We start from the raw sequence: 19283 nt of genomic DNA on the forward strand, positions 1-19283 counted from the left end.
CATGTACGCACCGGAGCGGCAGCAGGAGATCCTCCGGCTCGCCCGTGACGGCGGCCGAGTGGATGTCGTGTCGCTGGCCGAGGAGTTCCAGGTCACCGCGGAGACGATCCGCCGGGACCTGAAGGCCCTCGACCGCGCCGGCCTCCTGCGCCGGGTCCACGGCGGGGCCATCCCGGCCGGCCGCCTCGACTTCGAGCCGGACCTCGCCGAGCGCGAGACCACGGCGGCCGACGAGAAGGACCGTATCGCCAAGGCCGCCCTCGCCGAGCTGCCGACCGAGGGCACGATGATCCTCGACGCCGGGACGACGGTCGCCCGCGTGGCCGCCGCCATCCCGCTGGAGGCCGCGCTCACCGTCGTCACGCACAGCCTGCCGATCGCGGCCCGCCTCGCGGACCACCCCGGCATCCAGCTCCACCTCGTCGGGGGGCGCGTACGGCACCGTACGCGCGCCGCCGTCGACGCGTGGGCGCTGCGCGCGTACGGCGAGATCCGCGCCGACGTCCTGTTCGTGGCCGCCAACGGCTTCTCCGCCGAGCACGGCCTGACCACCCCCGACCTCGCCGAGGCCGCGGTGAAGCGCGCGGCGCTGGCAGCGGCCCGCCGGGTGGTGCTGCTCGCCGACTCCGCCAAGCACGGCCAGGAGCACTTCGCCCGCTTCGGTGCCCTGAGCGACGTGGACCTGCTGATCACCGACAGCGGGCTGAGCCCCGAAGACGCCGCCGCGATCGAGCACGGCGGCACGGAAGTAGTGCGCGCATGATCCTCACCGTCACCCCGAACCCGTCCCTGGACCGTACGTACGAGGTCCCCGCACTGGAACGCGGCGAGGTCATCCGCGCCACCGGCGAGCGCATGGACCCGGGCGGCAAGGGCGTGAACGTCTCGCGCGCGGTCTCGGCCGCCGGGCAGCGCACCGTCGCGGTACTGCCCCTGGGTGGTGCGCCGGGCGCACTCGTCGCCGCCCTGCTCGACGCGCAGGGCATCGAGGTCGCGCCGGTGCCGGTCGCCGGGGCCACCCGCTCGAACATCGCGCTCGCGGAGTCGGACGGCGTCCTCACGAAGATCAACGCGCCAGGCCCCGAACTGTCGTCGGCCGAGCAGGAGTCGCTGCTGGAGACGGTCCGCGCGCAGTCACGGGACGCGGACTGGATCGCCTGCTGCGGAAGCCTGCCGCGAGGGCTCGCGCCGCAGTGGTACGCCGAGCTGGTCGCACGGGCGCACGCCGTGGGCGCGCGTATCGCGCTGGACACCTCCGGGCCCGCCCTGCTCGCCGCCCTGCGCGAGCGGCCCGACGTGGTGAAGCCCAACGCCGAGGAGCTCGCGGAAGCCGTCGGGCGGCCCCTGTCCACGGTGGGCGACGCGGTGAAGGCGGCCGAGGAGTTGCGTGAGATGGGCGCGCGCGCCGTCCTCGCGAGCCTCGGCGCCGACGGGCAGCTGCTCGTGGACGGCGCGGGCGCCTGGTTCGCGAGCGCCCGCGTGGACGTCGTACGCAGCAACGTGGGCGCCGGCGACTCCTCCCTCGCCGGTTTCCTGATCGCCGGCGGCAGCGGGCCCGAGGCACTGGCCTCGGCGGTCGCCCATGGCGCCGCGGCCGTCCAGCTGCCCGGCAGTGTGATGCCGACACCGGCGGACCTGGACCCGGCGGCGGTGACCGTCACGAGCGAGATCCCGGTGGACCGCGTACTGAAGGAGCCGGTGTCATGACCTTTCTGACGCGCCCCGTCGTGCTCGGCGCACAGGCATCCGCACTCACCGGACCGGCCCCGGAGCGGCGGGACTCCCCGTTACTCGCCGCGGCCGGCGGGAGGCAGGACCGCCCGGTCCTCCCGGCCCTTGTGGCGAGGCGGGCGTCTCCCGGCCCCCTCGCCGCCACGATCCCCGCACACCCCCACTGCACCCCCGTCCCCACTTTCGTCCCCACCCCCGCCCACCTCACTCCCCGGGCGGTACGCGTGCGAAGGAGCCCGCGATGAGCGAGATGATCACCGCGGATCTGGTCGATCTCGACCTGTCCGCCGACAGCAAGGAAGCGGCGGCGCGTGCCCTCGCCGAGCGCATGGTGGCCCTGGGCCGGGTGACCGACCTGGAGGGCTTCCTCGCCGACGTGGCCGCCCGTGAGGCGCAGATGCCGACCGGCCTGGACGGCGGCATCGGCATCCCGCACTGCCGCAGCGAGCATGTCACCGAGCCGACGCTCGCCTTCGGGCGCAGCGCCGCCGGCATCGACTTCGGTGCGCCGGACGGTCCCGCCGACCTGATCTTCCTGATCGCCGCGCCGGCCGGTGCGGACGACGCCCACCTGACGATCCTGTCCTCGCTGGCCCGCCAGCTGATGAACGCCGAGTTCACCGACGCCCTGCGCTCGGTGGGCGACGCGACGGCCGCGGCCGCGCTGATCCGCGGGGAACAGCCCTCCGCAGCGGGCGGTTCCGAGGAATCCGTGGCGGTCGCCTCCGGAGACTCAGCAGCGGCCGGTTCCGAAGACTCCGTGGCGGCGCCGGCGGCGGCCTCCGCCGGCGCCGCCACGGGTACCGACGACGCCGGGAACGCCGGGAACCCCGAGGGCGCTGCGGACGCCGCGGCTTCCGAGGAGCGTCCCTTCCGGATCGTGGCCGTCACCTCCTGCCCGACCGGTATCGCCCACACCTACATGGCGGCCGAGTCGCTGGAGAACGCCGGCCGCGAGGCGGGCGTGGAGCTCGTCGTCGAGACGCAGGGCTCGGCCGGCTTCACCCGGCTCGACCCGGCGGTCATCGCGGCGGCGGACGGCGTGATCTTCGCCCACGACGTGCCCGTACGCGAGAAGGACCGTTTCGCCGGGAAGCCCACGGTCGACGTCGGCGTGAAGGCCGGCATCAACAAGCCCGCCGAACTGATCGCCGACGTGCGCGGCAGGGCCGAGCGCGGAGAGGTCACCGCGGGCGCCAAGGGCGGCACGCCCGTCGAGCGGGCCGGTGAGGCCGGCGACAGCTACGGCACCAAGCTGCGCAAGTGGCTGATGACCGGCGTGAGTTACATGGTCCCGTTCGTCGCCGCGGGCGGTCTGCTGATCGCTCTCGGGTTCGCGATCGGCGGCTGGCAGATCGCGAGCGCCCCCTCGGTGATGAAGCACTTCTCGTGGACGGAGATCGACAGCTGGGGCGCCCTGCTGTTCCAGATAGGCGGGGTCGCCTTCGGCTTCCTCATCCCGGTCCTCGCCGGTTACATCGCGTACGGCATGGCGGACCGCCCCGGTCTGGTCCCCGGCTTCGTCGGCGGCATGATCTCCTCCCAGATCGCGGCGGGCTTCCTGGGTGGCCTGGTCGCCGGTCTGCTGGCGGGCGGGGTCGTCCTCGGGATCCAGCGGGTGAAGATCCCGCCCGTGCTGCGCGGCATCATGCCGGTGGTCGTGATCCCGCTGATCTCCTCGGTGATCGTCGGCTTCCTGATGTTCGTCGTGATCGGCAAGCCCATCGCCAAGGCCCAGAAAGGCATGACGGACTGGCTCTCCGGCCTGTCCGGCAGCAACGCCGTCCTGCTCGGCATCCTGCTCGGCCTGATGATGTGCTTCGACCTCGGCGGACCGGTCAACAAGGTCGCGTACGCCTTCGCCACGGCCGGCATCGCCGTCACGGACCCCAGCGACTCGGCGATGAAGATCATGGCCGCCGTGATGGCCGCGGGCATGGTCCCGCCGCTGGGCATGGCCCTGGCGACCACGGTCCGCAAGAAGCTCTTCACGCAGACCGAGCGCGAGAACGGCAAGGCCGCCTGGGTCCTGGGCGCCTCCTTCATCTCGGAGGGCGCGATCCCGTTCGCCGCGGCGGACCCGTTGCGGGTCATCCCGGCCTCGATGGCGGGCGGCGCGGTCACCGGCGCCCTGTCGATGGCCTTCGGCGCCACCCTGCGCGCCCCGCACGGCGGCATCTTCGTGGTCCCGCTGATCGGCAGCCCCTTCCTCTACCTGATCGCCATCGCGGCGGGCGTGTGCGTCACGACGGCCCTGGTCGTCGCACTGAAGAGCATGCGCAAGCCGGCACCGGGCACGGTGACCGAGGAAGCGGCCCAGAGCCCGTCGGCGGCGACGGCGGAGACGAAGCAGCCGGTCGCGGCATAGAAGCCCTTGCGGCACAGGGGCCACAGCGGCGCAGCCGAACGGCCGCACGGGGCTTTGATCCGCTGTGAGTCGTTCACGGCACATGCGAGATACATCACGGTCCGGGACTTCGGTCCCGGACCGTGGTGTCTACTGGAGCGCATGCCTCAGCACGTCTCGGTCTACCAATTGCTCGGTATGACCTTCCTTGTCCTGGTGACCGTCGCCTGGGGGATCGGTCTGGCGGTGATGCTGCGCCGCGTCCGCACCGACACCGCCCGCCGACGCACGGGGACCCTGTCCGGGCTGCCGCACCAGCGCAAGGTCGGCCCGCACCGGGAGTCCGTCGAGCTGACCCCGGCGGAGCAGGACGAGTTCGCGGTTCTGGTACGACGCCTCAGCGCCGGCCACTGACCACCGCGCTCAGCAGGCCTACGGCGCTCAGCAGGCCCACGGCGTTCAGCGGATCCGAGGTGCTCAGGAGACCTGGGCCGCCCGCCGCTCCATCGCGTCCCTGGCCGCGCCCTCGCTCACGTACACCTCGCACATGTGCCGGCCGTCGGGGGTGGCCGTGTGCTCGACCTCCCAGAGGGAGACCTCCTCGCCGTCGCACAGCAGGAACGCGTGTTCGTAGAGCGAGATACACAGCCCGGCCCGGCCTGTCCGGCCCGGGCGTCCGAAGGCCTGGGTGATCTGATGGGCGCACGCCGTGGCCAGCATGGTGGCCGTGTCCGCGCCCGGCCGGTCCGCGTTCTCCGCGCGGCGCAGCAGCCGGCGGGCGTGGTCCGCCGAGTCGTCCGGCGCGTATGCGTGGCCAGGCGTGGAGACCGTGGACAGCGGGGCAGTCAGCGGCAGTTCGAAGTCCGGTGTGTCCGGCGGCAGCGGCAGCCGCGCGGTGGCGGTGCGCAGCTCCTCCTCGTCGACGTACACCTCGTGCTGCGGGACGCTGCCCGGGGCGGTGTTGTGGACGAGCTCCCACAGGGTGAGCGCCGAGCCGTCGACGAGCAGCCAGGTGTGCCGGTACGTCTCGCGGTGCAGCCCCGCGCTGTGGTGCGCGGAGTGCAGCGAACTGTCGTGCGCCAGCGAGCAGTCCAGTCTGGCCAGTGTCTCGTCGGGCAACTCGAAGGAGTTCAGGGCACGGCCGAGGAGCCGCGCGAGGTGCTCCTCCGGAGACTCGGGCGACTCGGGTGGTTCGTACGCTGCCGTCTCGTACGGAACGCTCAAGGTTTCTCCCGGCGTTGCTGCATGTCACCTTGTGGGTGCATACCGTAGCCCCTCGGTCGGACATCATGTCCGGGAACCGAGAAAACGTACGCCCGGAAAACGCCCGGGCCGCGGGGAAAGTTCCCACGCGGCCGGATGATTCGTCAAAAACCGCCGGTCAGAAGCTGCTTACGGGTACCTCCGGCGATCATGTGGCGCTGCCCGCGACCCACTCGCTCCAGCCCATGTTCCAGCCGTTGAGCCCGTTGTCGGGAGCCACGGTCTTGTCCGGGGAGCGCTTGACGATCACCACGTCCCCGAGCATCGAGCTGTCGTAGAACCACTTGGCGGTCGTGTCGCCCTTGGCACCCCGGACGTCCCGCAGACCCACGCAGCCGTGGCTGGTGCCCTGGCGGCCGAAGGGCGGGTCGGCCTTGTTGTACCAGTAGTTGCCGTGGATGAAGGTCCCCGAGGTCGTCAGCCGCATCGCGTGCGGGACGTCCGGGATGTCGTACGCGTTGGCGAGGTCGACCGTCCTGCTGTCCATCCGGATCTCCGGGTACTTCTCGGAGATCACCATCTGCCCGTTGTACGTCGTGAACTCGGGGCTGCCCGCCGAGATCGGCACCTTCCTGAGCGTCCTGCCGTCCCGCACGACCGTCATGGTCTGCGTGTTCACGTCGACCGTGGACACCTGCGAGCGCCCGATCGTGAAGGTGACCGTCTTCTTCTGCACCCCGACGACGCCGTTCGCGCCCTTGACCCCGTCCAGGTCGATCTTCATGGTGACCTTGGAGCCGGCCTTCCAGTACTCCTCGGGCCGGAAGTCGAGCCGCTGCTCACCGAACCAGTGCCCGGCCACCCGCTGCCCGCTGCTGGAGGTGACCGAGATGTGCGACTGAACGGCCTTCTTGTCGCTGATGGCCTTGTCGAAGGTGAACGACACCGGCATTCCGACGCCCACCGTCGTCCCGTTGTCAGGCGTGTACGTGCCGATGAAACTGTTCGCCTTGGAGACGGTGGTGAACACGGAGTCCGCGGCGGCGGCCTTGCCTTTCGAGTCCTCCGCCCGCGCCGATATCTCGTACTTCGTCCCGCGCTCCAACTGTTCCTTCGGCTTCCAGCTGCCGCCGTCCGCGGACAACGCTCCGGGTATGGACTGCTTCGTCGCCGCGACCGTCATCCTCACCTCGGTCAACCGGCCGTCGCTGACCTGCACGCCGGTCGAGTTGATCGACGCGCCGGTCGAACCGTTCTTCGCCGAGATGAGTATCTTCGCGGCGGACGCCGGGGACGAGCCGCCGTCCTTGTTCTCGGTGTTCTCGGTGTTCTCGCTCCCACTGCAGGCCGTCAGGGTCAGGGCGCCGGCCATCAGGACGGCACCGATCCCGAGCGCGCGTCGTGTTGCTGTGTCCGGCGTTGTCACGAGCTGCTCCAGGTTCATGCGATGTGGGTGATCCGCTCCAGTCCGTGAAGAAAGAGGGGATCGCGGACGGGCCGGGTTCCCAGCGTCCGGCGTGAACGCCATCACGTGACAGAACCGGGACAATCACCCGCCCACACCGTCGGCCTGCCCCGCTACCGCGCCCGCTCAGCGGCTCCCGTCCACCTCCCCGTCCCTCCTCGCGTCCCTCTCACCGTCCCTTTCCTCGGGCACGTCTCCGTACAGCTCCCCGTACGACGGCCACGCACCGCCCGGCCCCTCCACCGACTCCGCCGCGTGGACGGCGTTGACGATGGCACGGGTCACGGTGTCCGCGGCCGCCGCGAGGATCTCGTTGAGGGCGAGGGGATTGTTGATGACGGGGCTGTCGGGGACAGAGCTGTCGGGATCGGTGGTGGCGAGGTGGTGGGTGCCGGTGGCCAGGGCGAAGACCGTGTCGCCGTCGTGGAGGAGGTGTACCGGGCGCACGGCGCGTGCGATGCCGTCGTGTGCCGTTCCGGCCATCTTCTGGGCCTGCGCCTTCGTCAGGTCCGCGTCGGTGGCGACCACCGCGAGGGTGGTGTTGAGCGGGGGAGGGGTGTTCCGCCCGGCCGCCTCGGTGAGGTGCCGGAGTGCGGCCTCATGGACACGTGGCTCCGGGTACCGCACGCGTCCCTGGAACAACTCCCCGTACAGCACGCCCGTTTCCGGGTCCGTCACCGCGCCCGCCGCGTTCGCCACCACCAGCGCGGCCACCGTGATACCCGAGCCGAGGACCGTGCTCGCGGTGCCGACACCGCCCTTGAGCGGACCGACCGTGGCGCCCGTCCCCGCGCCCACGCACCCCTGCCGGACCGGCGCACCGGACGCGGTGGAGGCGGCCGCCTCCACCGCGGCGCGCCCCGTGGCCGCGTCCGGCCTGGCCCGGAAGTCGCCGCCCCGCCCCAGGTCGAAGACACAGGCCGCGGGCACCACCGGGACGACGTGCGCCGGGTCCGCCCCGACCCGCACTCCGCGTCCCCGCTCCTCCAGCCAGGCCATCACGCCGGAGGCCGCGTCGAGCCCGTACGCGCTGCCGCCGGTCAGCACGATCGCGTCGACCTTCTGCACCAGGTTGCGCGGGTCGAGGGCGTCGGTCTCCTTGGTTCCGGGCCCGCCGCCGCGTACGTCCACGGCGGCCACGGCCCCGCCCTCCGGAGCGAGCACGACCGTGGTCCCGGTGAGCCACCCTCCGCCGGTACGTGTGGCGTGTCCCACCCGGACACCGGCGACGTCCGTCAATGCGTCAACTGTCATGGGGCCCAGTCTTGTCCAGGCGCTGGGGCCTGGACCGCTCCCGCGCCCTTCCTCCGGGCGCGGGCGGCTGCTCACAAGGCTCAAGTGGCTCAGAAGGCTCAGGCAGCCCGCGTCGCCGCCCTGCTTTCTCCCGCCACCCCTCGTCCCGTCAGTGCCGAGCCCACCGCCACCGACAGTGCCGACACGATGCCTGCCGTGAGCACCGCCCAGTCGCCCAGGAAGGTGCAGCAGATCACCAGGAGCGCCGTGGCCGGCAGCACCAGTTGCTGGGTGATGCCCACTTTGAAATACCGTGCGTGCAGCGCCCACACGGTGAGCAGGTAGAGAGCCGTCGGCAGGGTCACGGCCGCCGACGCGGACAGCGTGGAGATGTGCGCCTTGCCGAGGGCCTGCTCCACCGCCACCTCCAGCCCGGCGCCGATCGCCGCCGCCGACGCGAAGACCAGGTAGTGGCCGTAACCCCACAGGAACGCCTGCCCGCTGGTGCGCAGACGGCCGTGGATGGGCACCACGAAGTAGATCCACCAGGCGGCGAAGATGATCAGCAGCCCGCCCGCGGCGATCGGCAGCAGCTCGCCCAGCGCGTCGTTCTCGTCGATACCCGACTTCACGGCGACCGTCGCCGCCGCGATCGTCTCGCCGAGCACGATGATCGTGAACAGCCCGTACCGCTCCGCGATGTGGTGCGGATGCCAGGACGTGGAGTGGTCCTTCTCGGCGTACGGCGGCACGCACAACTCCACCAGCACCATCACCAGGAACACCCAGGGCCTGGCACCCTCGGGCAGGACCACCAGACCCAGCCAGCCGACCTGGCAGACCAGCACGCCGCCGGCGTACCGCAGGGCCGTCGTCCGCTCCGGGCCCTCGCTGGACAGCGCCGCCCGCAGCCACTGCGCCGTCATGGCGAGCCGCATGATCACGTAGCCCAGCCAGACGGCCAGGAACTCGTGGTCCTCGAACGCCCGGGAGATCCCGGCCGCCAGCACCAGCACGCCGGCGATCTGTACCAGGGTGACGACCCGGTAGAGGGCGTCGTCGTTGTCGTACGCCGAGGCGAACCAGCTGAAGTTCATCCACGCCCACCAGATGGCGAAGAAGACCATCGCGTAGTTGAGGATGCCCTCGCCCGTGTGCCCCTCGGCCACGGCGTGCACCAGTTGGATGCCGGCCTGGGCGATCGCCACGACGAAACACAGGTCGAAGAAGAGCTCCAGCGGCGAGGCCACGCGGTGTGCCTCGTGGCGACCGCGGGCGGTGAGTCTGCGCAGCGGGCCACGGCCTTCGGAGGCGCCCTGGTCGACGGGCGGGGAAGCGGGAGGGGGACTGGACGTCATGGGTCCAGCAGAGCAGATGAGCCGCCCGCATTCCCGCGCAGGGCTCCACAGGCGATGGGGTCGCCTGCGGGCCGTACCCTGGACGGATGAGTACCGCCTCCGACCCCGAGCCGCGCGAGCCGAAGCCGACGCTGATCTTCGACGATCCGCTGGACCAGCAGTCCTCGGACGACACCGACCGGGGATGGGGCGAGCGGCCCGGCGCCGGCGGCGACAGCGCGGCCGACCTGAAGCGCTTCCTCGACGAGAAGCCGCCCCACCACATCTGAGCCCGCCGAGCCCCGCAGACCACCGCCGCCACCGCTCGTCGTGGCCGCAATCGCGCCGCCGCTACCGCTCGTCGTGGCCGGAACCGCGCTGCCGCTACCGCTCGTCGTGGCCGGAACCGCTCCGCCGCTGCTGTGCGAGCAACGCGTCGCGGATCTCCTTGAGCACCTCCAGTTCGGTCACTTCCATGACCTCGTGCGTACCCTCCTTCGCCTTCCGGCGGGCTTCCATCCGCGCCAGGTACTTCGACATCGGCAGGACCATCAGGAAGTAGACGACGGCCGCCGTGATCAGGAAGGTGAGGGTTGCGCCGAGTACGGAACCCCACAGGATCCGGACACTGGTCGGGTGCTCGCCCGTGCAGCTCTTGATGCACGAGCTGTAGTTGTCGAGATTCTGCGTGCCGATCGTGCCGACCAGCGGGTTGATGATGCCCTTCACCACGGAGTTGACGATGTTGGTGAAGGCCGCGCCGATGACCACCGCTACGGCCAGATCGACGACGTTCCCACGCATCAGGAAGGCCTTGAAGCCCTGCAGGATGCTCGGCTTCTTCTCGCTCACCTTGGGGACTCTCCTCGCCTGCGCTGGTTGTGGAACGAACAGCTCCGCAACCTACGCCAGGGTGTCGTGCCCCTGTCCAAGCGGATGGCTCCAAGGAGCGACTTGACGGGATTGTCCATGGGATGCGGATGCTGCTGCTCAGCACAGGGTCACCGCCAGCCGTGCCGTCGTGCTCGCGCCGGCGAGACGCGCCGCGGTGGAACGCGGCACCGACAGCATCACCAACGCCCCACCCGCGTCCGCGCCTTCCGGTGTCTCCATCGCCTCCGGCAGCTTCGACACCAGTGCCCCGCGCGCGACCACCCGGGCGCCGCCGCCCATCGCCGTCTGCTCGGCGGCGATGACGTCCACCCGGTCACCGGGCCGCAGCAGCCGCACGGTGGCCCCGTCGGCGATCCGCACCGGCGCCGTCACGAGCTGGACGGCACGGTGTTCCCGTACCGGATCCGCCAGGGGATGGCCCGGGACCTGCTCCGTCTCCCGGGGCCCCGCCGCCAGGACGGCGGCCGCGGTCACGGAGAGACCGACCGCCATGGCTCGCCTTCGATGCCGTACCAGGCGCTGCAGTTGGTAGCGCCCGCCACGCACACGGACCGGGGCGAAGTGCGGGACCTCGCAGGTCGGGGGAGCGTCCACGCCCGACGGGGGTGAGGACGAGAGCGGGAGGGAGGGCGAGGGCCACGGTGCGGGAGCGTAGGACGACATGGGACACCACCTGCGACGAGGAATCGGCTTGCGATGCCACGATGCGGCTTCGCGCCGATTCCCGCTGAGGCCGGTGGACTACTCGCGGGTTGTGGAAAACTCCCTCACCCGAACGGGACGTTCCGCCCCCCCGTATGCCCCCGGATTGCCCTCCGTATGGCCTCGCGTCGCCCCGCATCCCCGCTACGGCAGCGGCAACCCCGGATCCATCCCGCCCAGCGCGTTCACGCACAGGCAGTCCCGCTCCTCCGTCGACGGCAGTGCGGCCACCGCGTCGAACAGCACGCCCCGCAGCCGGTCCACGTTCGCCGCGAACACCCGCAGCACCTCGTCGTGGGAGACGCCCTCGCCCGTCTCGGCGCCGGCGTCGAGGTCGGTGACCAGGTTCAAGGACGTGTAGCAGAGCTCCAGTTCGCGGGCGAGGGAGGCCTCGGGGTGTCCGGTCATGCCGACCACGGACCAGCCCTGCGCCTGGTGCCACAACGATTCGGCACGGGTCGAGAAGCGCGGGCCCTCGATCACGACCAGCGTGCCGCCGTCCACCGCCTCCCAGTCCCGCCCGCGGGCCGCCTTCAGCGCGGCCGCCCGCCCGGCGGGGCAGTAGGGGTCGGCGAGGGACACGTGCACCACGTTCGGCACCGTGCCGTCCGGCAGCGGCAGTCCGTCGAAGTACGTGCCCACCCGGGACTTGGTCCGGTCGACCAGTTGGTCCGGCACGAGCAGGGTGCCCGGCCCGTACTCGGGACGCAGACCGCCCACCGCGCACGGGCCGAGGATCTGGCGCGCACCCACGGACCGCAGGGCCCACAGGTTGGCCCGGTAGTTGATGCGGTGCGGCGGGAGATGGTGGCCGCGTCCGTGCCGGGGCAGGAAGGCGACCCGCCGGCCGGCGACCTCGCCGAGGAAGAGGGAGTCGCTGGGCGGCCCGTAGGGGGTGTCCACCTGGAGCTCGGTCACGTCCTCGAGGAACGAGTAGAAGCCGGAGCCGCCGATCACGCCGATCTCTGCGTTCGCCTTGTTCGCCATGCCCGCACCCTAACCGTCACTTCGAACGCCGAAGACCCCGCCGTCGGACGACGACAGGGTCCCCTAAGAAGCGCGTCCGCGCGGCAGCCGGACCTACGCGGCGGAGCTGCTGCTGGACGAGGTGCCGGTGCTCGACGACTTCGAGTCCGAGGACGTCGAGGACGAGCTCGTGGAGCTCGACGACTTCGCGTCGGAGGTGGTCGTCGATGTCGACGACTTCGAGGACGACGCCGGCGAGCTGCTCGACGAGGAGCTGCGGCTGTCGTTGCGGTAGAAGCCGGAGCCCTTGAAGACGATGCCGACGGCGGAGAAAACCTTCTTGAGGCGGCCCTGGCAGTTCGGGCACTCGGTCAGGGCGTCGTCGGTGAACTTCTGCACCGCCTCGAGGCCCTCGCCACACTCGGTGCACTGGTACTGGTAGGTCGGCACTGTCTTCCTCCTGGCACTCTCACTCATTGAGTGCTAACGAGCATCCATACTGACGTATTCCTGAGGATCAGTCCACTGCCACCGGCACGCGGTGACCCACGCCACGTGCGACGGTCCGGCTGCGGGGCCGTGCCGCGAGGTGCGCACGCAGGGTCAGGAGGGTCGCCAGGGCGAGCAGCGTGCCGCCCATCGGCACCAGGAATCCGGCACCGCCCCAGAAGCGGTCCTCAAGCTGTCCGGCGATGGTGACGGCCGCCGCCTGGCCGAGTGCGACCGCGCCGGTCAGCCAGGTGAAGGCCTCGGTGCGGGCGCCGGCCGGGACCAGGCCCTCGACCAGGGTGTAGCCGGTGATCAGGGCGGGCGCGATGCACATGCCGACCAGCAGGCCGAGGCCGGCCAGGACGAGCACCGAGTGGGCGGCCCACAGCCCGGACGCGGTCAGGGCGAGGGCGGCGTACCCGACGAGCAGGCGCCGCCTGGGGGCCACCTTCCAGGCGAGGGCGCCGCAGACCAGGCCGGAGAGCATGTTGCCGGCGGCGAAGGTGCCGTAGAGGACGCCGTTCAGGCCGGGTTCGCCGATCGACTCGGTGAACGCGGCCAGCGAGACCTGCATGCCGCCGAAAACGGAACCGATGCCGAGGAAGGCCACGATCAGGACGCGTACTCCCGGGATGCGCAGAGCGGAGGGATGCTCCACGCGCGCGTGCCCGCCGACAACGCCGACCGAGGGCTGGGTGCTCTTCCGCGCGGCGAACAGCAGACCGCCGACCAGGGTCAGCGACGCCTCCGTGACCAGGCCGGCGGCCGGGTCGAGCGCGGTGCACAGGGCGGTGGCCAGGAGCGGTCCGACGACGAAGGTGAGCTCGTCCGTGACCGACTCGAAGGCCGCCGCGGTGGACATCAGGGGCGAGTCCTGGAGCTTGACGGCCCAGCGGGCGCGCACCATGGGCCCGATCTGGGGGATCGAGGCACCGGTGGGTGCAGCCGCCGCGAGCAGCGCCCACAGAGGGGCGTGGGAGAGCGCGAGCACCGTGAGGGCGAGGCCGGACAGGGAGTGCGCCACGACGCCCGGGATCAGTACCGCACGCTGTCCGTAGCGGTCGGCGAGGCGGCCGCTGAAGGGCGCGAACAGGGCCATGGAGACACCGGTGACGGCCGCGGCGGCGCCCGCCGCCGCGTAGGAGCCGGTGGTGTGCCGCACCAGCAGCACGATGGAGACGGTGAGCATCGCGAAGGGCTGACGTGCCGCGAAGCCGGGGAGCAGGAACGTCCAGGCGCCGCGGGTGCGCAGCAACTGCCCGTATCCCGGGCGCGAGGGGGCCGACGAGTTCGCCGACGGCTCGGAGGTGACCGTGGATGCCACGGCCCGTGCCTTTCTGCCGCCTGGTAGCGCGGCCCCTTGCGTGGGGCAGGGGCGCCGAGAGCTGTCCTCTTGCGCGGACCGCGGTGGATACCGGCGCCCAGTGAAGGGGCGTCCCGGCTGCCATACGGTCGCGCCAGCACTGCGTCAGGCAGAGTTGGTTCGATCAGAATGCGCCTTCATCGTACAGGCATCAAGGCCGGTGCCACCTGTGAAAACGAGCACCATAGGCACCTACACCTGCGATTGCCGTGGGTGTGAACCGTACGAAACACGTCCTTAACCGCCGCTCTCAACGGCCCGTCCCGGCCCCGTTCGTGCCCAGCCACCCGGCCAGCTTGCCGCCGTGTCCGACCGCGCGCAGTCGTCGTTCCGCCGCGTCGCGGACGGGGTCGGTGGCGACCACGAGCAGCTCGTCGCCGCGCCGCAGTACCGTCGCGGGCAGCGGAACGAACGATTTTCCCTCCCGGACGACAAGGGTGACCGCGGCCCCGGCCGGCAGTCGCAGCTCGGCCACCTCGACGCCGTGCATCTTCGAGCCCTCGGGGATCGCGACGGACAGCAGATGCCCGCGCAGCCGCTCCAGGGGTGCCGACTCGATGCCGAGGTCGGCGGCCTCCGGGTCGCCGCCCAGGCTCAGCTTGCGGGCGAGCCAGGGCAGGGTGGGGCCCTGGATCAGGGTGTAGACGACCACCAGCACGAAGACGATGTTGAAGATCCGGCGGCTGGCCTCGACGCCCTCCACCATCGGGATGGTCGCCAGGATGATGGGCACCGCACCGCGCAGCCCGGCCCACGACATGAGGGTCTGCTCCTGCCAGGGCACCCGGAACGGCGTCAGGCACAGCACCACGCTCAGCGGGCGCGCCACCATCGTCAGCACCAGGCCGATGACGAGCGCCGGCCAGATGTCGTCGCCCAGCTCGTGCGGGGTGACCAGCAGGCCGAGCAGGACGAACATGCCGATCTGGGCGATCCAGCCGAGTCCCTCGGCGAAGCCCCGGGTGGCGGGCCAGTGCGGCAGCTTCGCGTTGCCCAGCATCATCGAGGCGAGGTAGACGGCGAGGAAGCCGCTGCCGTGCGCCATCGCGCCCGCCGCGTACGCCGTGACGGCGATCGCCATCACGGCGATCGGATAGAGGCCGGAGGCGGGCAGGGCGACGTGTCTGAGGCCCCAGGCGCCCAGCCAGCCCACCGCGAGCCCGATGGCGGCACCGATGGCCAGCTCCAGGGCGATCACCCCGAGCAGCACATACCAGTGGTCGACCGGGCCGGCCGTGGAGAAGGAGACCACCAGGATGACCACCGGGGCGTCGTTGAAGCCGGACTCGGCCTCCAGCGTGCCCGTCACGCGCGCGGGGAGAGGGATTCTGCGCAGCACCGAGAAGACCGCCGCCGCGTCGGTCGAGGAGACGACCGCCCCCACGATCAACGCCTGCCGCCACTCCAGCCCGCTCAGGTGGTGCGCGGCCGTCGCCGTCACCCCGACGCTCACCGCGACCCCTGCCAGCGCCAGTGCGGAGGCGGCGGGCAGGGCCGGTTCGATCTCCTTCCACTTCGTGCCGAGACCGCCCTCGGCCAGGATCACGACGAGGGCCGCGTACCCGATGACCTGGGTCAGTTCGGCGTTGTCGAAGTGGATGTCGCCGATGCCGTCCTGGCCCATGGCGATGCCGATCCCCAGGTAGACGAGCAGGCTGGGGAGCCCGCTGCGCGAGGAGATCCGGACCGCTGCCACGGCGACGAGCAGGACGAGCGAGCAGACGAGCAGGAGCTGGTTGAGGTGGTGGACAGTCAGCGGCCGTTCCCTTCCCTGGCCCGCGGGCAGAGCGCGCACGTGGGCTCACATACATCGGACACGAAGGTGAATCGTTTCGCATCCAAGTACTTCATTACCTTACCTAACTCTTGACGATTTCTTGACGCTCGGCACGGCAAGATCGAACGCCCGTCCGTCCGGGTTCCCGACTCCGCGTCAAGTGGCACCGGGCCCTGCGCCTATGGTTGCTCCAGCGCTCAGTCAAAAGCACAGCCCGCCCTGCCGCTCGCGTTAGGACAGCAAGGACAGCGATGCCCCCCACCACCACCGCCTCATCGGGTCACAAGCCCGGCAAGTCCGGCAGGAAGAAGGGGCGCAAAGCCCGTCTGTTCGTATTTGTCCTCGTGCTGGCCATCATCGGAGGCGTGGCGTACGGGGCGTACTGGTCCATCAGCACCGTCCGGGCGTCGTTCCCGCAGACCAAGGGTTCGATCACGTTGGAGGGCCTGTCCGGGCCCGTGGACGTCAAGCGCGACGGCTACGGCATCCCGCAGATCTACGCGTCCTCCGACGCGGACCTGTTCATGGCGCAGGGCTACGTCCAGGCGCAGGACCGGTTCTACGAGATGGACGTGCGCCGCCACATGACCTCCGGGCGCCTGTCGGAGATGTTCGGCAAGGGCCAGGTCGACAACGACGAGTTCCTGCGCACCCTGGGCTGGGACCGGGTGGCCAAGCAGGAGTACGACAAGACGCTGTCGGCCTCGACGAAGAAGTACCTCCAGGCGTACGCCAAGGGGGTCAACGCCTACCTCAAGGGCAAGAGCGGCAAGGACCTCTCCCTGGAGTACGCGGCGCTCGGCTTCACCAACGACTACAAGCCCGCGCAGTGGACCCCGGTCGACTCGGTCTCGTGGCTGAAGGCCATGGCCTGGGACCTGCGCGGCAACATGCAGGACGAGATCGACCGCGCCCTGATGACCAGCCGTCTGGGCCCCAAGCAGATCGCCGACCTCTACCCCGAGTACCCCTACAGCCGCAACCAGGCGATCGTCCAGTCCGGCCAGTACGACGAGCTGACGGGGACGTTCGACGGCGGTGACGGCTCGTCCGGCAGTGGCTCGGCCGCGAGCGGGACTAGCGGCACCTCGGGCACGAGCGGAACCTCCGGCTCAAGCGGCACCTCGGGCACGAGCGGCACCTCGGGTACGGCCGGAACGGCCGGTTCGGCCCTCGGGAGCCAGCTCTCGCGCCTCCAGGACGTCCTGGACGACGTCCCCACGGCCGTCGGCGTGAACGGCAACGGCATCGGCTCCAACTCCTGGGTGGTCGGCGGCCAGCACACCATCACCGGCAAGCCGCTGCTGGCCAACGACCCGCACCTGGCGGCCTCGCTGCCGTCCGTCTGGTACCAGATGGGCCTGCACTGCCGCACGGTCTCCGCGAAGTGCCAGTACGACGTCACCGGCTACACCTTCGCGGGCATGCCCGGCGTGATAATCGGCCACAACCAGAACATCTCCTGGGGCATGACGAACTCCGGTGTCGACGTCACCGACCTCTACCTGGAGAAGCTCACCGGCGACGGCTACCTGTACGACGGCAAGGTCAAGCCCTTCACCACGCGCGAGGAGACCATCAAGGTCGCCGGCGGCTCGCCCAAGAAGATCGTCGTCCGGCAGACCGGCGACGGGATGCCGCTGCTGTCCGACCGCGACAAGGAGCTGGTGAAGGTCGGCAGGAAGGCGGCCGTCGACACCTCCGCCCCCGACCGCGGCGACGGCTACGGCATCGCCCTGAGGTGGACCGCGCTGGACCCGGGCACCGCGATGGACGCCGTCTTCGCGATGGACAAGGCGACCGACTGGAAGGACTTCCGCCAGGCCGCCGCCCTGTTCGACGTGCCGTCGCAGAACCTGGTCTACGCCGACACCGACAACCACATCGGCTACACGCTGCCCGGCAGGATCCCCACGCGCGCGAAGGGCGACGACGGCTCCATCCCGGCGCCCGGCTGGAACTCCAAGTACAAGTGGACCGGGTACATCAAGCAGGACCGGCTGCCCTACGAGTACAACCCGAAGCGCGGCTACATCGTCACCGCCAACCAGGCCGTCGTCGACAAGGACGAGTACCCCTACACGCTCACCACGGACTGGGGCTACGGCACCCGCAGCCAGCGGATCACCGACCTGATCGAGCAGAAGATCAAGGGCGGCGGCAAGATCTCCACCGACGACATGCGGCAGATGCAGCTGGACAACAGCAGCGAGATCGCCAAGCTGCTCGTGCCCAGGATGCTGAAGATCGATGTCGGCGACAAGGACGTCCGGGAGGCCCAGGAGCTGCTGGAGGGCTGGGACTACACCCAGGACGCCGACTCGGCGGCGGCCGCCTACTTCAACGCGGTCTGGCGCAACATCCTCAAGCTCGCCTTCGGCAACAAGCTGCCCAAGGAGCTGCGGGTGGAGGGCCAGTGCCTGTGGGTGGACCCGGTCAACACCACCGGGCCGGTCGACGACACCGGCAAGGTGCGCGAGTGCGGCGAGCGCGAGGCAGACCAGGCGCAGCCGGACGGCGGCGACCGCTGGTTCGAGGTCGTGCGGCAGCTCATGAACGACGAGAACAGCGACTGGTGGAAGACGCCCCGCTCGGGCACCCGTCCCCTGGCGACCAACCGGGACGAACTGTTCAAGCGGGCCATGATCGACGCCCGTTGGGAACTGACCGCCAAGCTCGGCAAGGACATCGACACCTGGAGCTGGGGCCGACTGCACCGCCTGTTCCTGAAGAACCAGACCCTGGGCACCGAGGGCCCCGGCTTCCTGCAGTACGTGCTCAACCGCGGCCCCTGGAAGCTCAGCGGCGGCGAGGCGGCGGTCAACGCGACCGGCTGGAACGCCGCGGGCGGCTACGGCGTCGTGTGGGTGCCGTCGATGCGGATGGTGGTCAACCTCGGCGATCTCGACAAGTCGAAGTGGATCAACCTCTCCGGCGCCTCCGGGCACGCCTACAGCGCCCACTACGTCGACCAGACGGACAAGTGGGCCGACGGCGAACTGCTGGACTGGTCCTTCTCCGACAAGGCGGTCGACGACAGCACGAGCGACTCGCTGGTGCTGAAACCGTGAGCCGCTGACGTCCGACGGACGGCAGCGAACGGGCCCTCCACGCGCGCGTGGAGGGCCCGTTCGTGTTCAGGAGGGCCGGCTCGTGTTCAGAACGGCTTCACGAGGTCCCGGGGAAGCGGCGTACGCCCGACGGCGTCACCACCGCCTGCACCGGCCGGTCGTGCGCCTCGGCCGGCACATGCTCGACCACCTCGGAGTCGTACAGCAGCACCACCAGCGCCGGATGCGCGCCCGCGCGCTCCAGTCGTGCGAGGACCCGGTCGTACGAGCCCCCGCCGCGTCCCAGCCGCATCCCGCGCGCGTCGACCGCGAGCCCCGGCAGCAGCACCGCGTCGGCGGCGGTCACGGCGTCCGGTCCCAGGCGCTCGCCGGCCGGCTCGAAGAGGGCCATCTTTCCGCCGTGTTGGACGCGCTCCAGGGAGCCCTCGCCGGTGTACGCGCCCCAGTCGAGGTCATGGTCGGGCAGGAGTGCCGGGAGCAGGACGCGCACGCCCCGCGTGCGCAACGTGTCCAGCAGCGCGAGCGTGCCGGGTTCGCTCTCCACGGAGACGTACGCCGCCACCGTGCGCGCACGCGCCAGCTCGGGCAGCTCCAGTGCCCGCCCGGCCAGCGCGGCGGCCGCTTCCCGCACGTCATCGGCCGTCAACCTGTTTCTCACCGCGAGGAACTCTCGCCGCAACATTCGCTTGTCAGGCTCGGCCGGAC

General features: G+C 70.8%; 18 protein-coding genes. 7 read left to right on the forward strand and 11 right to left on the reverse strand.

Going from position 1 to position 19283, the window contains the following annotated elements:
• Position 1 precedes the first annotated feature (1 nt).
• The 5 genes from ACIBK3_RS35905 (at position 2) to ACIBK3_RS35925 (ending at position 4492) form a co-directional block, all read left to right on the forward strand.
• Positions 2–763 carry a DeoR/GlpR family DNA-binding transcription regulator gene (locus ACIBK3_RS35905; RefSeq protein ID WP_399371856.1) on the forward strand — a complete coding sequence of 254 codons (762 nt, stop codon included), beginning with the start codon at positions 2–4 and terminating at the stop codon, positions 761–763.
• Positions 760–1707, forward strand: a complete 948-nt coding sequence (pfkB, locus tag ACIBK3_RS35910) for a 1-phosphofructokinase (RefSeq protein ID WP_399371857.1) — start codon at positions 760–762, stop codon at positions 1705–1707. Before ACIBK3_RS35905 ends, pfkB begins: the two co-directional genes overlap by 4 nt.
• Positions 1704–1976, forward strand: a complete 273-nt coding sequence (locus ACIBK3_RS35915) for a hypothetical protein (RefSeq protein WP_399371859.1) — start codon at positions 1704–1706, stop codon at positions 1974–1976. Before pfkB ends, ACIBK3_RS35915 begins: the two co-directional genes overlap by 4 nt.
• Positions 1973–4099, forward strand: a complete 2127-nt coding sequence (locus tag ACIBK3_RS35920) for a fructose-specific PTS transporter subunit EIIC (protein WP_399371860.1) — start codon at positions 1973–1975, stop codon at positions 4097–4099. The genes ACIBK3_RS35915 and ACIBK3_RS35920 overlap by 4 nt, the downstream gene beginning before the upstream one ends.
• A gap of 141 nt (positions 4100–4240) precedes the next feature.
• Positions 4241–4492: a hypothetical protein gene (locus ACIBK3_RS35925; protein WP_399371862.1), complete on the forward strand. Its 252-nt coding sequence runs from the start codon at positions 4241–4243 to the stop codon at positions 4490–4492.
• Between the two features lie 63 nt (positions 4493–4555).
• Here ACIBK3_RS35925 and ACIBK3_RS35930 read toward each other — a convergent pair whose 3' ends face one another.
• The 4 genes from ACIBK3_RS35930 to ACIBK3_RS35945 form a co-directional block, all read right to left on the reverse strand.
• Complete coding sequence (locus ACIBK3_RS35930) at positions 4556–5302, reverse strand: DUF6227 family protein (protein ID WP_399371863.1); 747 nt, start codon at positions 5300–5302, stop codon at positions 4556–4558.
• 187 nt (positions 5303–5489) lie between these two features.
• Complete coding sequence (locus ACIBK3_RS35935) at positions 5490–6707, reverse strand: Ig-like domain-containing protein (RefSeq protein ID WP_399372020.1); 1218 nt, start codon at positions 6705–6707, stop codon at positions 5490–5492.
• Positions 6708–6872: 165 nt separating this feature from the next.
• The gene (locus ACIBK3_RS35940) at positions 6873–8000 is read right to left on the reverse strand and encodes a P1 family peptidase (RefSeq protein ID WP_399371864.1); all 1128 of its coding nucleotides are present in this window, start codon (positions 7998–8000) and stop codon (positions 6873–6875) included.
• 98 nt (positions 8001–8098) lie between these two features.
• Complete coding sequence (locus ACIBK3_RS35945; protein ID WP_399371865.1) at positions 8099–9337, reverse strand: low temperature requirement protein A; 1239 nt, start codon at positions 9335–9337, stop codon at positions 8099–8101.
• An 86-nt stretch (positions 9338–9423) separates the two neighbouring features.
• Between ACIBK3_RS35945 and ACIBK3_RS35950 the strand changes: the two genes are divergently transcribed.
• Complete coding sequence (locus ACIBK3_RS35950; RefSeq protein ID WP_399371867.1) at positions 9424–9606, forward strand: hypothetical protein; 183 nt, start codon at positions 9424–9426, stop codon at positions 9604–9606.
• Between the two features lie 94 nt (positions 9607–9700).
• On the opposite strand, the gene mscL is transcribed toward ACIBK3_RS35950, so the two are convergent.
• The 6 genes from mscL to ACIBK3_RS35980 form a co-directional block, all read right to left on the reverse strand.
• Positions 9701–10168 (reverse strand): large conductance mechanosensitive channel protein MscL, encoded by a 468-nt coding sequence (gene mscL / locus ACIBK3_RS35955; protein ID WP_399371868.1) that lies wholly within the window; start codon positions 10166–10168, stop codon positions 9701–9703.
• Between the two features lie 138 nt (positions 10169–10306).
• Positions 10307–10873 carry a hypothetical protein gene (locus ACIBK3_RS35960; protein ID WP_399371869.1) on the reverse strand — a complete coding sequence of 189 codons (567 nt, stop codon included), beginning with the start codon at positions 10871–10873 and terminating at the stop codon, positions 10307–10309.
• A 183-nt stretch (positions 10874–11056) separates the two neighbouring features.
• The gene (locus ACIBK3_RS35965) at positions 11057–11899 is read right to left on the reverse strand and encodes an S-methyl-5'-thioadenosine phosphorylase (RefSeq protein WP_399371870.1); all 843 of its coding nucleotides are present in this window, start codon (positions 11897–11899) and stop codon (positions 11057–11059) included.
• Positions 11900–11992: 93 nt separating this feature from the next.
• Positions 11993–12328 (reverse strand): FmdB family zinc ribbon protein, encoded by a 336-nt coding sequence (locus tag ACIBK3_RS35970; protein ID WP_399371871.1) that lies wholly within the window; start codon positions 12326–12328, stop codon positions 11993–11995.
• A gap of 67 nt (positions 12329–12395) precedes the next feature.
• Entirely contained in the window at positions 12396–13691 is a 1296-nt protein-coding gene (locus ACIBK3_RS35975; protein ID WP_399371873.1) for an MFS transporter, read from the reverse strand.
• 289 nt (positions 13692–13980) lie between these two features.
• Positions 13981–15516 (reverse strand): potassium/proton antiporter, encoded by a 1536-nt coding sequence (locus ACIBK3_RS35980; protein WP_399372021.1) that lies wholly within the window; start codon positions 15514–15516, stop codon positions 13981–13983.
• 242 nt (positions 15517–15758) lie between these two features.
• On the opposite strand from ACIBK3_RS35980, the gene ACIBK3_RS35985 reads away from it, so the two are divergent.
• Positions 15759–18578 carry a penicillin acylase family protein gene (locus tag ACIBK3_RS35985; RefSeq protein ID WP_399371874.1) on the forward strand — a complete coding sequence of 940 codons (2820 nt, stop codon included), beginning with the start codon at positions 15759–15761 and terminating at the stop codon, positions 18576–18578.
• 97 nt (positions 18579–18675) lie between these two features.
• Here the strand turns inward: ACIBK3_RS35985 and ACIBK3_RS35990 are convergent, their stop codons facing one another.
• Entirely contained in the window at positions 18676–19260 is a 585-nt protein-coding gene (locus ACIBK3_RS35990) for a 5-formyltetrahydrofolate cyclo-ligase (protein ID WP_399371876.1), read from the reverse strand.
• Between the last annotated feature and the right edge of the window lie 23 nt (positions 19261–19283).

Origin of the sequence: Streptomyces sp. NPDC050287, from assembly GCF_044459385.1 — a bacterium.
In the GTDB taxonomy this organism is placed as follows: Bacteria; Actinomycetota; Actinomycetes; order Streptomycetales; family Streptomycetaceae; genus Streptomyces.

Excerpts from the sequence above, each read along its gene's own strand:
- ACIBK3_RS35905 (WP_399371856.1), top strand. The coding sequence starts at position 2 with ATGTACGCACCGGAGCGGCAGCAGGAGATCCTCCGGCTCGCCCGTGAC.
- pfkB (WP_399371857.1), top strand. The coding sequence starts at position 760 with ATGATCCTCACCGTCACCCCGAACCCGTCCCTGGACCGTACGTACGAG.
- ACIBK3_RS35915 (WP_399371859.1), top strand. The coding sequence starts at position 1,704 with ATGACCTTTCTGACGCGCCCCGTCGTGCTCGGCGCACAGGCATCCGCA.
- ACIBK3_RS35920 (WP_399371860.1), top strand. The coding sequence starts at position 1,973 with ATGAGCGAGATGATCACCGCGGATCTGGTCGATCTCGACCTGTCCGCC.
- ACIBK3_RS35925 (WP_399371862.1), top strand. The coding sequence starts at position 4,241 with ATGCCTCAGCACGTCTCGGTCTACCAATTGCTCGGTATGACCTTCCTT.
- ACIBK3_RS35940 (WP_399371864.1), bottom strand. The coding sequence starts at position 8,000 with ATGACAGTTGACGCATTGACGGACGTCGCCGGTGTCCGGGTGGGACAC.
- ACIBK3_RS35945 (WP_399371865.1), bottom strand. The coding sequence starts at position 9,337 with ATGACGTCCAGTCCCCCTCCCGCTTCCCCGCCCGTCGACCAGGGCGCC.
- ACIBK3_RS35950 (WP_399371867.1), top strand. The coding sequence starts at position 9,424 with ATGAGTACCGCCTCCGACCCCGAGCCGCGCGAGCCGAAGCCGACGCTG.
- ACIBK3_RS35960 (WP_399371869.1), bottom strand. The coding sequence starts at position 10,873 with ATGTCGTCCTACGCTCCCGCACCGTGGCCCTCGCCCTCCCTCCCGCTC.
- ACIBK3_RS35965 (WP_399371870.1), bottom strand. The coding sequence starts at position 11,899 with ATGGCGAACAAGGCGAACGCAGAGATCGGCGTGATCGGCGGCTCCGGC.
- ACIBK3_RS35985 (WP_399371874.1), top strand. The coding sequence starts at position 15,759 with ATGCCCCCCACCACCACCGCCTCATCGGGTCACAAGCCCGGCAAGTCC.
- ACIBK3_RS35990 (WP_399371876.1), bottom strand. The coding sequence starts at position 19,260 with ATGTTGCGGCGAGAGTTCCTCGCGGTGAGAAACAGGTTGACGGCCGAT.